Raw genomic sequence first — 14,693 nt, 5'->3', positions numbered from 1 at the left:
TTGCGGATCGGCGCCGCAGGATCACGCGCTCAGGCGGTGGAATGCCCATTCGGCGGCTTCGGCCACCACCTCGTCGGCATCCGCGCGCAGCGCTTTGACCTGTGGGAGCAGGGCGCTCCACCCACTGTTGCCCGCCGCATAGAGGCAGTTGCGCACGAACCGGTTGCGCCCCACGCGCTTGATCGGGGAGCCCGAGAACAGCTTGCGAAAGCCCGCATCGTCGAGGGTGAGCAGGTCGGCGAGATCGGGGGCGGTCAGCTCCGCGCGCGGCAGGAAGGGCTTCATCGTGTGGGCTGTCCGGGCAAACTTGTTCCAGGGGCACACCGCCAGGCAATCGTCGCAGCCATAGATGCGGTTGCCCAGCCCTGCGCGCAGATCCTCGGGCACCGGGCCCTTGTGCTCGATGGTGAGGTAACTGATGCAGCGCCGCGCATCGAGCTGGTAGGGCGCGGGGAAGGCGTCGGTCGGGCAGGCGTCCTGGCAGGCGCGGCACGAGCCGCAGGCATCGCGCGCGGGCGTCGAAAGCGGGAGCGCAAGCGTGGTGTAGATCTCGCCCAGAAACAGCCAGGAGCCATGCTCGCGGCTGACGAGGTTGGTGTGCTTGCCCTGCCAGCCAAGCCCGGCGGCGGCCCCCAGGGGCTTTTCCATGACGGGCGCGGTGTCGGTGAAGACCTTGACCCCCGCTTCGCCAAGGCCGCGCGTGTCCGCCTCGGCGACAAGCCAGCGCGCCAGGTGCTTGAGCGCCTTCTTGACGGTGTCGTGGTAGTCCGCGCCTTGCGCATAGACCGAGATGCGCGCGCGCTCGGGATCGTCCGCCAGCGCCAGCGGATCGTGCGCGGGGGCGTAGCTCATGCCAAGGGCAATGACCCGCTGCGCCTCGTTCCAGAGCCCTTGTGGCGAGCGGCGGTGATGGGCGCGCTCGGCCATCCAGCCCATCGTGCCGTGCATGTCGGCCTCCAGCCAGGCCTCGAGTCGCGCGGCGCGTTCGGGATCTTCCTCGGCATCGGCAATGCCGAAGGCGCAGAAGCCCAGCGAACGCGCTTCCTTTTCAAGGTCTTCTCGAAGGGCACTTAGGACGGTCTTAACCAAGACGGCTCCATGGACGGGGTTCACACGCCGCAGCGCGCGCACGAAGATAACGGGGTCGATATGGAGTGTGCACTAGGAGATAGGCCCATGACGGGCAATGCGCCATCGCGGGAGAGTGCGGCTCAGGGACCCGTATCTTCGACCCCTGCGCGTCCTCTGGCGATCGAGGCGCGGGGCTTGATCAAGAGCTTCGATGGCACGCGCGCGGTCGACGGGGTCGACCTTTCCGTGCCCGAAGGCGCGGTCTACGGCATTCTCGGGCCCAACGGGGCGGGCAAGACGACGACCTTGCGCATGGTGCTGGGCATCATCGATCCCGATGCGGGCGTGCGCCGGATCCTGGGCCACGACCGGCCGCACGAGGTGGCCCACGCCATCGGCTACCTGCCCGAGGAGCGGGGGCTCTACCCCGCGATGAAGGCGGTGGAGGCCATCGCCTTCCTGGGCGCGCTGCGCGGCTTGCCGCTCAAGGAGGGGCGCAGGCGCGGGCGCGAACTGCTCGAACGCCACGGCCTTGGCCACGCCGCTGACCGCCAGATCCGCCAGCTTTCCAAGGGCATGGCGCAGCAGGTCCAGATCCTGGGCACGCTTGTCCATCGCCCCCGTTTGGTCATTTTCGATGAGCCCTTCTCCGGCCTCGATGCGCTCAACCAGGGGCGGCTCGAGGCGATGATGCGCGATCTCGCCGCCGAAGGGACGACCGTCATCTTCTCCACCCACGTCATCGCCCATGCCGAGCGCCTGTGCGACGAGGTCGCGATCATTGCCGGGGGCAAGGTGCCCTTTGCGGGCTCGGTTGACGTCGCGCGCGACCGTATCCCGGCGCAGGTCCGCCTGGAGACGCGGGCGCGCGAGGGCGCCTGGCGCGCCGCGCTTCCCGAAGATGCCCGGCGCGAGGGGCGTTTCTGGTATTTCCCGCTTCCCGAAAGCGGCATTGAACCCTTGCTGCGCGCGCTGATCGAAGGCGAGGCGGGCATCCTCTCGCTCTCGATCGAGCGGGCGGGCCTCCACGATGCCTTCGTCGCCATCGCTGGCGAGGCGGCGGCGCGCGCGATGGGGCAGGACACGCCGGAGGAGACCGGTTCGTGAGTGATATGCGAGAGCCAGGCCACTCGGGCCGCCTGTCCACGCTGTCGGCGGCCTGGGTGATCGCCCGGCGCGACTTCGTGGCGATCCTGTTCAGCCGCGCCTTCTTCTTCTTCCTCCTGGGGCCGCTGTTCCCGGTCCTCGTCGGCATCCTGGCAGGCTCGGTCGGCCAGCGCGTGCAGCAGACCGCGCAGAGCCCCGAGATCGGCCTCGTCATGGCCGAGGCCGAGGCGCGCCGGATCCTCGCCGCGCGCGAGGTCCTGGCTGCGCGGCTGGGGGAAGCGGTTCCGCGCATGACCCTGGTGCATCCACTGGCCGAGGGAGAGGACTATGAACCGCGCAGCGCCCTGGAAGGCCGCGCGGCCAATATTGCCGCGATCCTTTCAGGGACCGCCGAGGCGCCGCAGTTGACCGGCCCGCGCACGCGGATCGAGAGCTGGCGCGGCCCGGTCGCGATGGTCGCTGCGCAGGCGCAGGCGGGTGAACTTGCGCCCTGGCCCAAGGTTCGGCTGGAAACCACCACCTCGAGCAGCGCGGTCGAGCGGCGCGGGCGCCTCACCACCGCGCAAGGCGCCCAGACGCTGCTGTTCCTCCTGACGATGATGCTGGCGGGCATGGTCCTCTCCAACCTCGTCGAGGAAAAGGGCAACAAGATCATCGAGGTGCTGGCCGCCGCCATTCCCATGGAGGCGGTCTTCATGGGCAAGCTGTTCGCCATGCTCGGCGTTTCGCTGGTCGGCATTGCGACCTGGGGCGCGACTGTGGGCGCGGTGCTGCTGGCCGGCAGTTCGGTGCTGCCCACGCTCACCACGCCCGCGGTCGGCTGGCCGATGCTCGTGGTCCTGGGCGTGGTCTACTTCGCCACGGCCTACCTGCTGCTGGGCTCGGTCTTCCTGGCCGTAGGTTCGCTGGCGACGACCGTGCGCGAGGTGCAGACGCTCTCGATGCCGGTGACGATGGTGCAGTTGCTGGTCTTCTTCCTCGCCAGCTACGCGATGACGCAGCCGGGTACGGCCATCGAGTACTTTGCGCTCATCTTCCCTTTCAGCGCGCCCTTTGCGATGCTGGCGCGCGCCGCGCAGGACCCGGCGCTCTTGCCTCATGTTCCGGCGGTGCTGGCGCAGTGCGCCTGGGTGCTGCTGCTGGTGCGGCTGGGCTCGGCGCTGTTCCGCAAGCGGGTGATGAAGTCGGGCCCTGCGCGGGTGAAGAAGCCGCGTCGCTCGCTGTTCAGGCGCAAGGCAGGCGCGAAGGTGTAGTCTTCTCTCGTGCGAATCACAGGCGGGAGCGGCGTGGCGGCTTCCGCGCGATTGGGGAGAGACCATGGCGCAGATCCGTTCCGAAAGGCGACCTTCGGGTGGCTTCGATGCTGGCCGCAGGCGTGCGCTCGGCTTTCTGAGCAGCGCGCTGGCGAGCGGCATTCTGGCCGCCTGCGGCGCGCAGGAGGCCGATGCGAAAACCTATCCGGTGCAACTCACCAAGGCGCAGTGGAAGGCGCGGCTGACCCCGCTGCAATACCGCATCCTGCGCGAAGGAGCGACCGAGCGGGCGGGTTCGTCTCCGCTCGACACCGAAAAGCGGCGTGGCATTTTCGCGTGCGCGGGGTGTGACCATCACCTTTTCGATTCGGCGACCAAGTATGACAGCCGCACCGGCTGGCCCAGCTTCTGGCGGCCTCTGCCCGGCGCCGTCGGCACCTCCACCGACCACAAGATCGGCTATCCGCGCACCGAGGTCCACTGCGCGCGCTGCGGCGGGCATCTGGGTCATGTCTTCAACGACGGGCCGCGGCCCACCGGCAAGCGTTATTGCATGAACGGGGCGGCGATGCGCTTCATTCCGCGTTGATCGCAGGCTTGGGTACGCCCGATACGGCGGGCGCAAGCGGCTGGACGAAGGCAAGGCGGACGGAAATCGCCAGCGCGAGCGCGATCAGGCTTCCTGCAAACAGGGCGACCCCGCCCCAGCCCGCGTGGGTCCAGGCGTAACCGCCCGCCGAGCCCAGGACGCTCGATCCCATGTAATAGCCGAAAAGGTAGCTTGCGGTTCCTTGCGCGCGGGCCGTGCGCGCGCGGCGACCGACCCACGAGGAGGCGACCGCGTGGGCGGCGAAGAAGGCCACGGTGACGACCCCGATGCCCGCGATCACGAGGGGAAGAGCCTGGGCACAGGTCAGCGCGATCCCAATGAGGAAGAGGGCGAGCGGGGGCCACAGCGCGCGGCGCGGGCCGAACTTTCCCGAAACATGGCCTGCCAGCGCCGAACTGGCCGAGCCGAGCAGGTAGAGAAGGAATATCAGGCCGACCTCGCCCTGCGAGAGCGCATAGGGCGCGGCCAGCAGGCGGTAGCCCGCGTAATTGTAGACCGAGATGAAGGCGCCCATCAGCAGGAAGGCGACAAGGAACAGCCAGGGCAGCGCGGTGTCGGCAAAGAGCCCGGCGAAGCCCTTGGCATAGCCCGTCAGCGACTGGCGGCGCGGCGTGAACTGGCGCGAGTGGGGCAGGATGCGCCAGAAGACGAGCGCGAGAGCGAGGGCGGCAAGGCCGGTCGCGCCCAGCGCCGTACGCCAGCCCCACCATTCGGCGAGCAGGCTGACGAGCAGGCGCCCGCTCATCCCGCCCACGGCAGACCCTGCGATATAAAGCCCCATCGCGCGCCCGACGGCGGCGTCCTCCACTTCCTCGCTGATATAGGCCATGGCGACCGCCGGAACGCCTGCCAGCGCGATCCCGCACACGAGGCGCAGCGCCAGGAGGCTGTGCCAGCCGGGCAGGAGCCCGAGCGGGGCCGTCAGGACGGCGGCGCCCAGCAGGGAGCCGATCATCATGCCGCGTCGTCCGATGCGCTCCGAGATCATCCCTGCGACCAGCAGCACGAAGGCCATCGGGCCCGTCGCGAGCGAGACCGCCAGGCTCGCCTCCTCGGCGTTGAGGCCATAGTCGGCGCTGAACTGCGGGAGCAGCGGCTGGGTGCAGTAGAGCAGCGCAAAAGTGGACAGCCCGGCAAACAGCATGGCCGCGCATAGGCGGCGGTAAGCCCCTGTTCCGGGGGAGATCTTGGCCTGGGTCATCGCCCCTTCCTATGGGGACGGGACCCGGGCGGTGCAAGGTGAAGCGCGCCGAAGGCTTCAGGACGGCGGACCTGTGTGAGCGGTGTCTCCACCGCGTGGGGTCACAAGTGGTGGTCCGCCGTCCCGCTCCTCAGGTCCCGGTCGCGCGGGCGGCGGGCACGTCCATCCCGGCACGCTCGAGGATCTGGGAGACACTGCGCTGGGTGGCCGCGATGGGCGCCCCGGCGACGAGGTTGGCAAAGCGCTGGCGCTCGGCGGCGATGCGCTCGGCGAGCTCGCCTGTCGGCACGAAGTCGTCGATCTCCTGGCGCGTGACCGTCCCTTGCGTCTCGAGCAGGTACTCGGTGACGATCTGGCGGTCGCGCTGGATCCACACCTCGCTCATCAGGGCCATGACCATGCGCGCGACGTCGGTGACGCTTTCGGGGCCCAGGTAATCCGGGCCGGTGTCGGTCTTGGGAGTGTTCATGCCTGGGCCTCCACAGCGGTGCTCTCGGGTTTGCGGGCGCGGGTGATCCAGGGGTACTGGTCCTGCCCGATGGCGTAGGATTCCACGGCTTCGAAACCAGCCTCCTCAAGCATCGCATCGAGGCTCTCATGCAGCACCGGCGAGAAGAAGGGCTCCTCGCGGTGGAGCGTGTCCCAGTCGAGGATGACGGCGTGGAACATCGAGACCGCGCGGAACGGGGGCGGGTCGGAAATGACGATGTCCGCGCCCGGCTTCATGATCCGGAACAGCTCGGCAAAGAGCGCGCGGTTGGCCTTGGGCGGCAGTTCATGGTGCAGGGCATAGGTGATGACCCCGTCGAAGCTGGCGTCGGCCTCCCCGGTATCGGTCGCGCAGTCGGCCTGCTTGAGGTGGACCGGAAAGCCGAAGCGGGCGGCCATGCGCGCGCCGTTCTTCAGCAGCAGGGGCGAAAGGTCGGCGCCGTGCAGTTCGGCCTCGGGAAAGACGCTGTGGACGGCCTTGAGCGTCGAGACCCCGCCGCAGCCCGGCTCGTAGATGCGCGCGTAGCTGTCCTTGGGGAACTGGCGGATGGTCTTGAGGCGCTGGCCGACGATGTCATCGCCGATGCCGACCGCCGCATAGCCGCCCTTGCTGAAGACATAGGGGCCCACGCCAAAGGCGAAGAGCGCGCCGTAGAGGTCGTATCCATCCCAGCCACCCGGCTCCAGGTGCCACTCGATGGGGGCGAACCAGGCGGGGATGGCGAGGTCCTCGGCCAGGGTCAGCGAGCCAGCCTCCGGTGTCTCATCCGAGCCTTGCGCCATCGCCGCGTCATAGGCCAGGAACTCGGCTCGCCGCTCCTCGATGGCGGGGATGCCGCGGTTGAAGTTTTCCTCGGCGACGTAGCGCTGGAAGAAGCGTTCGAGGCGGTAGATCGCATCGCCCTCGCACACGGTGCGGGCCTTGGCGATGCGCTCGCGCTCGGAAAAGGCGGGGGTGGGGGAGGCGTGGTCCTCGCCCAGCATGCGCCTTGCGGGTTCTCCTCGAAGTTGGCGGCGGCCATCGGGCGCAGCGTGCCCGAGGAAAAGGTCTGGATCGCGCCCAGGATCTCCAGCCCGGCGCGTCCGCGCTGCGAAAGCGCGAAGGTCGGGGCGGCACCTTCCTTGAGGGAGCCATCGTCAAGGCGGGTCAGGAATGTCATCGGCAAGCCTCCACAGGGCAGGGGATGGGGGAATGTCTCAGGGGGTTTCGGAAGGATCGGGCCGCTCGGGCCGGGCGCGGGCCATGCCGCCCAGCACCTTCCACTCGCCCTTCTCGCGTACCCAGCTGTGGGTGACCTCGAAGCGCTCGTCGACAGGCGTGCCATCGGCCAGCCGGGTGCGGTGGGTGTGGTAGTAGATGACCGCGAAATCGCCGTGGAGGGCCAGGTCGAGGAAGGTCATCTCGAGCGCTTCGAGCGTCTTGCCCGCCATGCGCTGGCCGGTCTCCTCCAGCCCCTCATTGCCCTTGGGAAGGGGCGCATAGGGGGGCCAGGCCTTGTAGCCGTGCGCCGTGCTGGCGAGGTAGATCGAAAGATCGCCCTTGGCCCGGCCGTTGTAGATCGCCAGTTCGCGCGCCCAGATCGCCTCCTTCGCGGCCTGCCAGGTGGCATCGGAAGGGGGCTGGGCTGCGGCGAGGCGCGGTGCGGCAAGGCCGGCCAGAAGGAGGCCGGACAGGGCCAGTCGGGTCAAGCGGCGGAGTTTCACGCGCTCTCCTGTGTCGGGGTGGGGATGTGGGGGAGAGGCAAGGCTCCCGGCCCGCTACCGGGAAGGCTCGGGGCCTCGGGGGGGGCGGGGCGCGGGTCCCTTGCGTGGGGTCAGTAGTCGAAGGTCAGGGTCACGCCGAAGGTGCGGCGATCGCCCAGGTTGACGTTGTACTGGAAGATCGAGGGCACCACGAACGAGGCCTCGGCGTACTTCTCGTCGAGCAGGTTCTTCACCCAGAAGAAGCCCTTCCAGCGATCCGCGCTGACACCGACGCGGGCGTTGGTAAGGAAGTAGGCCGCGGTCGAGGCGGTATTGGTCTCGTCCACGTACATCTTGCCGCGGTAGATCTCGTCGGCGCCCATGAAGAAGTCGAGATCGTCGTTGACAGGCGTGCGGTAGTCGAAGCCGAAGGTGCCCTGGAACTGCGGCACGTTGCCAAGGTAGTTGCCCGCAACGTTGCCGTCCGTGCGACACACGATGTCATCGCAGGTGCTGCTGGCGGTGGGCGCCACCGCGCCGTCCTTGGCCGTCGCGTGCTGCCAGGCGAAGGAGCCGTTGAGCGTGAGCGGAGTTGCGACGCGGTAGTTGGCGGTCAGTTCCACACCGTAGGATTCGGCCGAGCCGCCGCTGATGTAGGCGCCGGGCACCGCACCGCCGCCTTGCGTCGAATCGACAGGGGGCACGTAGTTTGCGGGCGGCGCGCTGATCTGGCGCTTCTGCCAGTCGATGTAGAAGGCCGCGAGCGAGTAGTTGAAGCGGTTGTTCAGCAGCGAGCCCTTGGTGCCGACCTCGTAAGTCCAGTTCACTTCCTCGCCGTAGGCGCGCTCCTCGGGCAGCAATTCGACCGAGCCGGTGACGTAGCCGTTGAAGCCGCCCGCCTTCACGCCCTTGGCCGCGCTGGCGTAGAACATCAGGTCCACGCTCGGCTCGTAGCGGATCGAGAAGCGTGGGGTGAGGTTGTTGTAGTCGGCCTCCAGCGCGGGCAGATCGGGAGTCTGCATGTCGATGGTGGTGAGCGCGGTGTGGGTGTAGCGCGCCTCGGCGCCGAGCGTGAGCTGGTCGTCGAGGAGCTTGAGGCCGACGCGGCCGTAGCCGGAGTCGATCTTGTAGTTGGTGCGCCGGTTGTTGAACAGGATCACCCCGCCGTCGTCGAGCGGGTCCCAGTTGTCGCTGAGGACCGGGCCGCCCGGCTGCATGCCCAGGCGCAGACCGAAGAGGAAGGCGTCCGAGGTCTTGGAGCGGAAGTAGCCGAAGTCGAAGGTGAAGGGACCGCCGTTGTCGAAGGCAAGGCGCGCGTCGTGGCTGGTGTACTTCATCAGCCCCGCCTCGCGCTGCATCGAGAACGTCGGCGACTGGCCGGGCAGGCGGAAGGAGCTTTCATCGAGGTAGTACGAGTTGCTGGCAAAGCTCGACTGCTCGATGCCCTCGCCGCGTACGCGCCCGAAGTCGTAGTTGAAGGTCCAGTCGGGCGAGAAGGCGTACTCGGCCGCGACGTGGTACATCTCGGTCTTGGCGCGCATGCCCGGCTGGGGCGCGGCGAAGAGGCCGTCGGGATAGTGGTCCGTGTTTTCGCCCGAGCGCTTGCCCGCCGGGCTGCTCGGCAGGTTGCCGCACCACAGGTAGGGGCTGCCGTTCGAACCGACCGCGCCGCAGTTGAGCTGGTCTTCGCGCAAGTTGCCGTCGATGGTGTAGAAGGCGCGGATCTTCTCGTTGCGGGTCAGCCGGTAATAGGTGCCGGTGATTGCCATGCCATCGGTCGGCGTGAGCTTGAGCGAGGCGGAGAAGTTGCGGCGCTGGTAGCCGCCGAAGTCGGCCATACCGCTCGAGCCCGCGCCCGGAAAGTTGTTCTTCCACACGCCGTCGAAGTCGGCCGTGGCGTAGTAGATCCGGCCCGAGAGGATACCCGGCACGATCGGTCCGCCGACAGCGGCGCGCACGTCCGTATAGCCCCCGTTGCCGACCGAGGCGCGGCCGCTGGCGTGCAGTTCGTCGGTGGGCTCATTGAGCACGTAGTTGATCGCGCCCGAGAAGGTGTTCTGGCCGTAGAGCGCGCTCTGCGGGCCCTTCACGACCTCGATGCGCTGGACATCGCCCAGCTGCGAATCGACCATGTAGCCGCGCTGCAGGTAGATCCCGTCGATGAACACGCCGGTGTTGCCCACCGCGTTCTGCACGTTGGTCTGCGACAGGCCGCGGATGACCGCGTTGCCGTTGAACTTGGAGAGGAAGTCGGTGAAGCGCAGGCCCGGCGTGTAGTTGGCGATGTCCTGGAGGTCGGTCACGCCCTTCTCGGCCATGTCCTCGGAAGAGATCGCCGCGATCGAGAGCGGCACGTCCTGCAGGCGCTCCTCGGTGCGGCGCGCGGTGACGATGATGTCGCCCGAGGCCGGTGCGCTCCGGGCGCTCTCGGCGCTCTGTGCGCTCGCGGTGCCCGGGGCGCTGGCCAGCAGCGCGGCGGTGCAGATGCTCGAAAGAAGCGCGCTCGTACGCACGATGTGATGACGGGCCATGCCCACTACCCCCTGTTTCTTGTGAACCCCATTTGCGCGGTGGCTGCCGTTGCCGGTGCGCCGCGTGCCCCATGGGTAAGGGGAGGATGGGCTTCACCCGAACTGCAAGTTCGGGGCGTGTTCAAGGGATGAACACGGCGCCCGGGGACCCGTGACCTTGCCATGGGGAGGCGGAAGAAAGGGATGTGTCACAGCGCTTTGCCATCGTGCGGGTGCACCCATCGGCCACTTCAGGAGCCTGCCCATGCCCTCTCGCCGCGATGCCTTAAGCGCCGGTCTTCTCCTCTCCGGAGGGCTGGCGCTGGCCCCATCCGCAGGGGCGGCGGCGGCACCTTCCGACGTGCGTACCGGGACGCCAGCCGGTCAGGGCGCCGCGTCCACGCTGACGACGCCCGCAGGCCTTGTGGTCGAAACTACGGGAGGGCGCGTGCGCGGCTATGAGAGCCGCGGCATCGCGACCTTCAAGGGCATCCTCTATGGGGCCGACACCGGGGGCGAGGGGCGCTTCCTGCCCCCGCGCAAGGTCGATCCCTGGCCCGGCACGCGCCTGTGCCTGGTGCCCGGTGCGATCTGCCCGCAGGCCGGCGAAGGGCCCTCGGCCAGCCCGATGGCCTTTCTCAATCCCGGCACGCCTTCGGTCCAGAGCGAGGACTGCCTCAATCTCAATGTCTGGACGCCTGGCACGGGCTTGGGCACGGGCACGGGCTCGGCAAAGCGCCCGGTCATGGTGTGGATCCACGGGGGCAACTATTCGACGGGATCGAGCCTCGCCATCCGCGCCACCGACGGAGAGGCGCTGGCCCGGCGCGGCGATGTGGTGGTGGTCTCGGTCAACCACCGTCTCAACGCGCTGGGCTATCTGGATCTGGGTGCGCTCGGCTCCGACCCGGACTTTGCCGCCTCGGGCAATGCGGGGATGCTGGATCTTGTCCTGGCGCTTGAATGGGTGCGGGACAATATCGCGCAGTTCGGCGGCGATCCGGACAACGTCACGATCTTCGGCCAGTCGGGCGGCGGGCTCAAGGTGACGACGCTCTGCGCCATGCCCGCGGCCAGGGGGCTGTTCCACAAGGCCATCGCGCAGAGCGGCTCGATCCGCCAGCTGTTCAGCCGCGAGATGACCGAGCCGCTGGCGCGCGGTCTTCTCTCCCAGCTGGACGTTCCTGCCAGCGATCTGCGACAGCTCCAGTCGCTTCCGCTCGCGCAGGTGCAGGCCGCTGCACAGGCCGCGCAAGGGCAGTGGTTCGCCAAGGCGAAGCCGGGCGAGATCTGGCACCTTGTCGGCTGGGCGCCGGTGCGCGATGGCACGATCATTCCCGCCGATCCCTATAGCGTGCAAGGCCGGGCGTTCAGCGCGGACATTCCGCTCATGGTGGGGACCGTGCGCCACGAGTTCTGCCTCACGATGTTCACGCTGGAGGCGGAGAAGCGCACTTGGGCGGACCTGCGCGAGGGGATCGGGGCCGCGTTCCGCGATCCCGATCCGCTGATCGCGGCCTACCGCGCGGCTTGGCCAGACGAAAAACCGGTGGGCCTTCAAGCCATGATGTCGGCCGACAGCTTCAACCGCCACAACGCGCTCGAGCAGGCGCGCGGGCAGACCGCGGCAGGCGGGGCGCCGGCTTTCCTCTACCGCTTCGACTGGATCACCCCGCAGTTCGACGGAGCGCCGCGTGCCTACCACTGCAGCGAGCTGCCACTGGTCTTCGACAGCCTCGAAATCGCGCCCGAGGCGGCGGGCACGGGGCCTCGCGCGAAGGCCATGGCCGCGAATGCGGCCAATGCCTGGATCGCCTTTGCCCGTACCGGCAATCCCTCGCATGCAGGGATCGGCACGTGGACGCCGCTGTCCTCACCGCAGGATGCCGCGACCATGGTGTTCGACGACACCTGCCGGATGGAGCGGCAGAACACCGATCTCATCGCGCGCATGCGCGATCATGCGCTCTGGCTTTAGGCCGCGTCAGCCAGAGGGCAGGCTCGCGCCCGGAGGCACCATGGTTCCGGGCACCGTGCGCAGGTGCAGGTCGCGCTGCGGGAAGGGGATCTCGATGTCCTCGTCGGTGAAGCGGCGGGCAATCGTGAAGTTCATGCGCGAGCCGGCCTGGAAGGCCTCGATGGCATCGGAGGCGAAGGCCTGGAGCCTGAGGTCAAGCGAACTGTCGCCAAACCCGGACATGATGACGACCGGCTCGGGATAGGCGAGCACGCCTTCGTCCTTGGCGGCAATGTCGAGCAGGACCTCGCGCACGCGTTCGAGGTCGGTGCCGTAGGCGACCCCTATCGGCACGACCACGCGCGAGGGACCGGACGAGAAGCTGCGGTTCTTCACCACGCCCGCGATCAGCTGCGAGTTGGGGACGATGATCTGGTGGCGGTCGAAGGTCTCGATATGGGTCGAGCGCACCGCGATCTTGCGCACGATGCCCGAGTTGTCGCCCACCTCGATCCAGTCGCCGACCTTCACCGGACGCTCGATGAGAAGGAGGATGCCGCTGGTGAAGTTCTCGACCACCGACTGCAGGCCAAAGCCCAGGCCCACCGAAAGCGCGCCCGCCACGAAGGCAAGGTTGGAGAGGTCGAGCCCGGTCGTCGCGATGGCGATCAGCGCGGCAAGCGTGATGCCCAGGTACCCCAGGAAGGTAAGAAGCGCAGCCTCGGCGCCCGCGTCCATCGCGAACTCGGGCAGCACCGTCACCCTGAGGAAGCGCTGCAGCCAGCGGGTGATGAAGAAACCCAGGAAGAAGACCGCCGCAAAGGTCGCGACGTCCCCGATCGAGAGGCGCACCTCGCCAAGGTCCACGCCGTTGCGCAGGAGCAGGATGCCGTCGGAAATCTCCGCGCCGCTGAAACCCCAGATCATCGCGATGATCGGGAGCACCAGCAGCGTCAGGAGGAAACCGGCCGCCAGCGGCACGAAGTGGAGCGCGCGGCGGTAGGCGTGCAGCTTTCCGGTGGCGAGCAGCCCCGTCACCAGCGCGATCGAGCGGTGGAAGTAGATCGCGATGCCAATGACCGCGAGGCTGATCAGCGTCGAGGCGAAGAGGAAGCGCGCGAGCATGGCATAGCCCACCAGCGCGGCAAGCACCGAGGCCGCGCCGAACAGGCGCATCAGGCGCGAGATGGGGGTCGCGAAGTCGATGGCCTCGTGGGTTGCCACACTCTGCGCATCGGCCTCGATCCGGGCCTTCTGGAAGGCGCTGGAGAGGTGCCACAGCAGCCATGCGCCGATCACCGCGAAGAGTGCGGAGAGGACGTGGGACACATTGGCCCCCACTGCGCCGTGGTTTTCCAGGCTGCTGAGCACCGAGATCAGCGCGAGCAGGATCGTCAGGCGCTGGATGGTGCGATTGGCGCTCGCGCCGTCCTCTTCGGGAAGCGAGATAAGGCGCAGCTGGGGGAAGGGGGAAAGGACCGCACCCCGGCCCAGCCAACGGCCGACCGCGATAAGGCCGCCCGCCCCGATGAGGGAGGGGACGATACCCAGGACCATGTCCTTGGGCATGAGGGGCAGGAGGATCAGGAGTGCAGTGGTGACGCAAATGGCAAGAATGATGGCGAATACAACAGTGGCGCTGGCATCGAGCGCGAGCGTCCAGGCAAGCTTGCTCGCGATCGAGGTGGCCCGTGCCCGGCGCCGGTCGACAAGGGCCGAGAGCCACTTCCAGCCCAGCAGGCCAAGCATAGGCACGCCCACGATGACGGCGAGGCTCACCGCGATCATGCCTGCAATGGAGACCTCGCCCTGTTCCCGGCGGAACTCACGGGTGCGGGCCTGCGCGGTGACATAGGCCTTCATGAGTTCACCGCCCGCGCGAATCCACTGGCGCGGGTCGAGTGGGGACACGTCGTGGGAGAAAAGGCGCTGCTTGTTCAGCGAGGCGAGGCGTGCGTCGAGCTCGGAGACCAGCACGGCGGCGCGGGCCTGTGCGCTCTGCAGGCGCAGCGTGGGGCGCATCAGCTTGCTGAGCGTGGCTTGCAGCCGGGCGCGTTCCTCGGTCACGCTTTCCGGTTCGCTCTCGCCTTCGGCGGGCGGCTCGCCCAGCCCCTCGATCTGCGCTTCGAGAATGCGCAGGTCGAGCGATCCGTCGTTGGCGAGCGCCACGGCCCGGTCGCGGTCCGCGGCAAGATCGGCGCGCAGGGCGCGCAGCTGGGCGGTCTGATCGGTGTCGGGCGTGCGCTGGAGAAGGGCCTGGGCCTCGCGGGTGTGTCCGGCCAGATCCTCCATGAGCGCGGCGACGGCGGCCTCGCCCTCGTCCTGCGCAGCGGCCCGGGCGGGCGGGATGCCAAGAGCCGCAGCGACAGCGAGCAGAAGCAGGGCCGCAAGGCCAATCGTGCGCAGGGCGTGAAGGGAAACGAAGTCCGGGCGAAGTCCGGAGCGGACAAGATATCTGGCCGAAAGCACCTGCTCTCCTCTAGGTGTATTTCGTATCAGGAACTGGACTTATGGCATCAATCTGCAATCGATGCTGCCCCTTAACTGCGTGCGGACTTGAAAAGATTGCGCGGGACGAGGGGTAAAACGGAAGGCGCACGTTGCAGGCTTGCCGCACACACCGCATGCGGTCTTTGGCGTGTGTTGCGTGAAATCGACAGGCCGTGCCGGGAACGTCGTCTCACTTGACCCGGGCAATTGACGAACGGGGGCTGCGCGCATAGCCGGGTAGGCACTTCCCCCATGTGTGCTACGCTTCGCCCCCGAAGCCGTAGCTCGACTATCCGGCCCACCGCTGTGCGAACGCGGGCAT

At 68.2% G+C, this 14,693-nt stretch carries 11 protein-coding genes; 4 read left to right on the top strand and 7 right to left on the bottom strand.

The genetic code is table 11. From position 1 onward, the window contains the following. Positions 1-21 precede the first annotated feature (21 nt). The gene (queG, locus tag MBENS4_RS06785; RefSeq protein ID WP_039389626.1) at positions 22-1,089 is read right to left on the bottom strand and encodes a tRNA epoxyqueuosine(34) reductase QueG; all 1,068 of its coding nucleotides are present in this window, start codon (positions 1,087-1,089) and stop codon (positions 22-24) included. A gap of 87 nt (positions 1,090-1,176) precedes the next feature. Between queG and MBENS4_RS06780 the strand changes: the two genes are divergently transcribed. The 3 genes from MBENS4_RS06780 to msrB all read left to right on the top strand — a co-directional run bounded on the left by MBENS4_RS06780 (position 1,177) and on the right by msrB (position 4,020). Further along, a complete protein-coding gene (locus tag MBENS4_RS06780) occupies positions 1,177-2,178 on the top strand; it encodes an ABC transporter ATP-binding protein (RefSeq protein ID WP_052322061.1) in 1,002 nt (333 codons plus the stop codon). A gap of 5 nt (positions 2,179-2,183) precedes the next feature. Then, complete coding sequence (locus MBENS4_RS06775; protein ID WP_039389624.1) at positions 2,184-3,431, top strand: ABC transporter permease; 1,248 nt, start codon at positions 2,184-2,186, stop codon at positions 3,429-3,431. A 64-nt stretch (positions 3,432-3,495) separates the two neighbouring features. Then, entirely contained in the window at positions 3,496-4,020 is a 525-nt protein-coding gene (msrB, locus tag MBENS4_RS06770; protein WP_039389622.1) for a peptide-methionine (R)-S-oxide reductase MsrB, read from the top strand. On the opposite strand, the gene MBENS4_RS06765 is transcribed toward msrB, so the two are convergent. The 5 genes from MBENS4_RS06765 to MBENS4_RS06745 all read right to left on the bottom strand — a co-directional run bounded on the left by MBENS4_RS06765 (position 4,007) and on the right by MBENS4_RS06745 (position 9,945). Further along, positions 4,007-5,242 carry an MFS transporter gene (locus MBENS4_RS06765; RefSeq protein WP_039389620.1) on the bottom strand — a complete coding sequence of 412 codons (1,236 nt, stop codon included), beginning with the start codon at positions 5,240-5,242 and terminating at the stop codon, positions 4,007-4,009. The genes msrB and MBENS4_RS06765 overlap by 14 nt on opposite strands. A gap of 130 nt (positions 5,243-5,372) precedes the next feature. Beyond that, a complete protein-coding gene (locus MBENS4_RS06760; RefSeq protein ID WP_039389618.1) occupies positions 5,373-5,711 on the bottom strand; it encodes a hypothetical protein in 339 nt (112 codons plus the stop codon). Beyond that, positions 5,708-6,715 carry a class I SAM-dependent methyltransferase gene (locus tag MBENS4_RS23930; protein ID WP_052322060.1) on the bottom strand — a complete coding sequence of 336 codons (1,008 nt, stop codon included), beginning with the start codon at positions 6,713-6,715 and terminating at the stop codon, positions 5,708-5,710. The genes MBENS4_RS06760 and MBENS4_RS23930 overlap by 4 nt, the downstream gene beginning before the upstream one ends. A gap of 213 nt (positions 6,716-6,928) precedes the next feature. Next, positions 6,929-7,435, bottom strand: a complete 507-nt coding sequence (locus MBENS4_RS06750) for a nuclear transport factor 2 family protein (RefSeq protein WP_039389615.1) — start codon at positions 7,433-7,435, stop codon at positions 6,929-6,931. Between the two features lie 110 nt (positions 7,436-7,545). Beyond that, positions 7,546-9,945 (bottom strand): TonB-dependent receptor, encoded by a 2,400-nt coding sequence (locus tag MBENS4_RS06745; protein ID WP_039389613.1) that lies wholly within the window; start codon positions 9,943-9,945, stop codon positions 7,546-7,548. A 244-nt stretch (positions 9,946-10,189) separates the two neighbouring features. Between MBENS4_RS06745 and MBENS4_RS06740 the strand changes: the two genes are divergently transcribed. After that, entirely contained in the window at positions 10,190-11,902 is a 1,713-nt protein-coding gene (locus MBENS4_RS06740) for a carboxylesterase/lipase family protein (RefSeq protein ID WP_039389611.1), read from the top strand. A gap of 6 nt (positions 11,903-11,908) precedes the next feature. Here MBENS4_RS06740 and MBENS4_RS23925 read toward each other — a convergent pair whose 3' ends face one another. Next, positions 11,909-14,350, bottom strand: coding sequence for a mechanosensitive ion channel family protein (locus MBENS4_RS23925; protein ID WP_052322059.1), 2,442 nt, complete (start codon positions 14,348-14,350; stop codon positions 11,909-11,911). Positions 14,351-14,693 lie beyond the last annotated feature (343 nt).

Origin of the sequence: Novosphingobium sp. MBES04 (assembly GCF_000813185.1) — a bacterium.
Lineage (GTDB): Bacteria > Pseudomonadota > Alphaproteobacteria > Sphingomonadales > Sphingomonadaceae > Novosphingobium > Novosphingobium decolorationis.
Note: the sequence above shows the minus strand (reverse complement) of the source record. Positions and strands in the feature narration are given on the sequence as shown.

Coding starts and splice junctions, on each gene's coding strand:
- msrB (WP_039389622.1), top strand. CDS start 3,496: ATGGCGCAGATCCGTTCCGAAAGGCGACCTTCGGGTGGCTTCGATGCT.
- MBENS4_RS06740 (WP_039389611.1), top strand. CDS start 10,190: ATGCCCTCTCGCCGCGATGCCTTAAGCGCCGGTCTTCTCCTCTCCGGA.
- MBENS4_RS06780 (WP_052322061.1), top strand. CDS start 1,177: ATGACGGGCAATGCGCCATCGCGGGAGAGTGCGGCTCAGGGACCCGTA.
- MBENS4_RS06760 (WP_039389618.1), bottom strand. CDS start 5,711: ATGAACACTCCCAAGACCGACACCGGCCCGGATTACCTGGGCCCCGAA.
- MBENS4_RS06775 (WP_039389624.1), top strand. CDS start 2,184: ATGCGAGAGCCAGGCCACTCGGGCCGCCTGTCCACGCTGTCGGCGGCC.
- MBENS4_RS23930 (WP_052322060.1), bottom strand. CDS start 6,715: ATGCTGGGCGAGGACCACGCCTCCCCCACCCCCGCCTTTTCCGAGCGC.
- MBENS4_RS06765 (WP_039389620.1), bottom strand. CDS start 5,242: ATGACCCAGGCCAAGATCTCCCCCGGAACAGGGGCTTACCGCCGCCTA.
- MBENS4_RS06745 (WP_039389613.1), bottom strand. CDS start 9,945: ATGGCCCGTCATCACATCGTGCGTACGAGCGCGCTTCTTTCGAGCATC.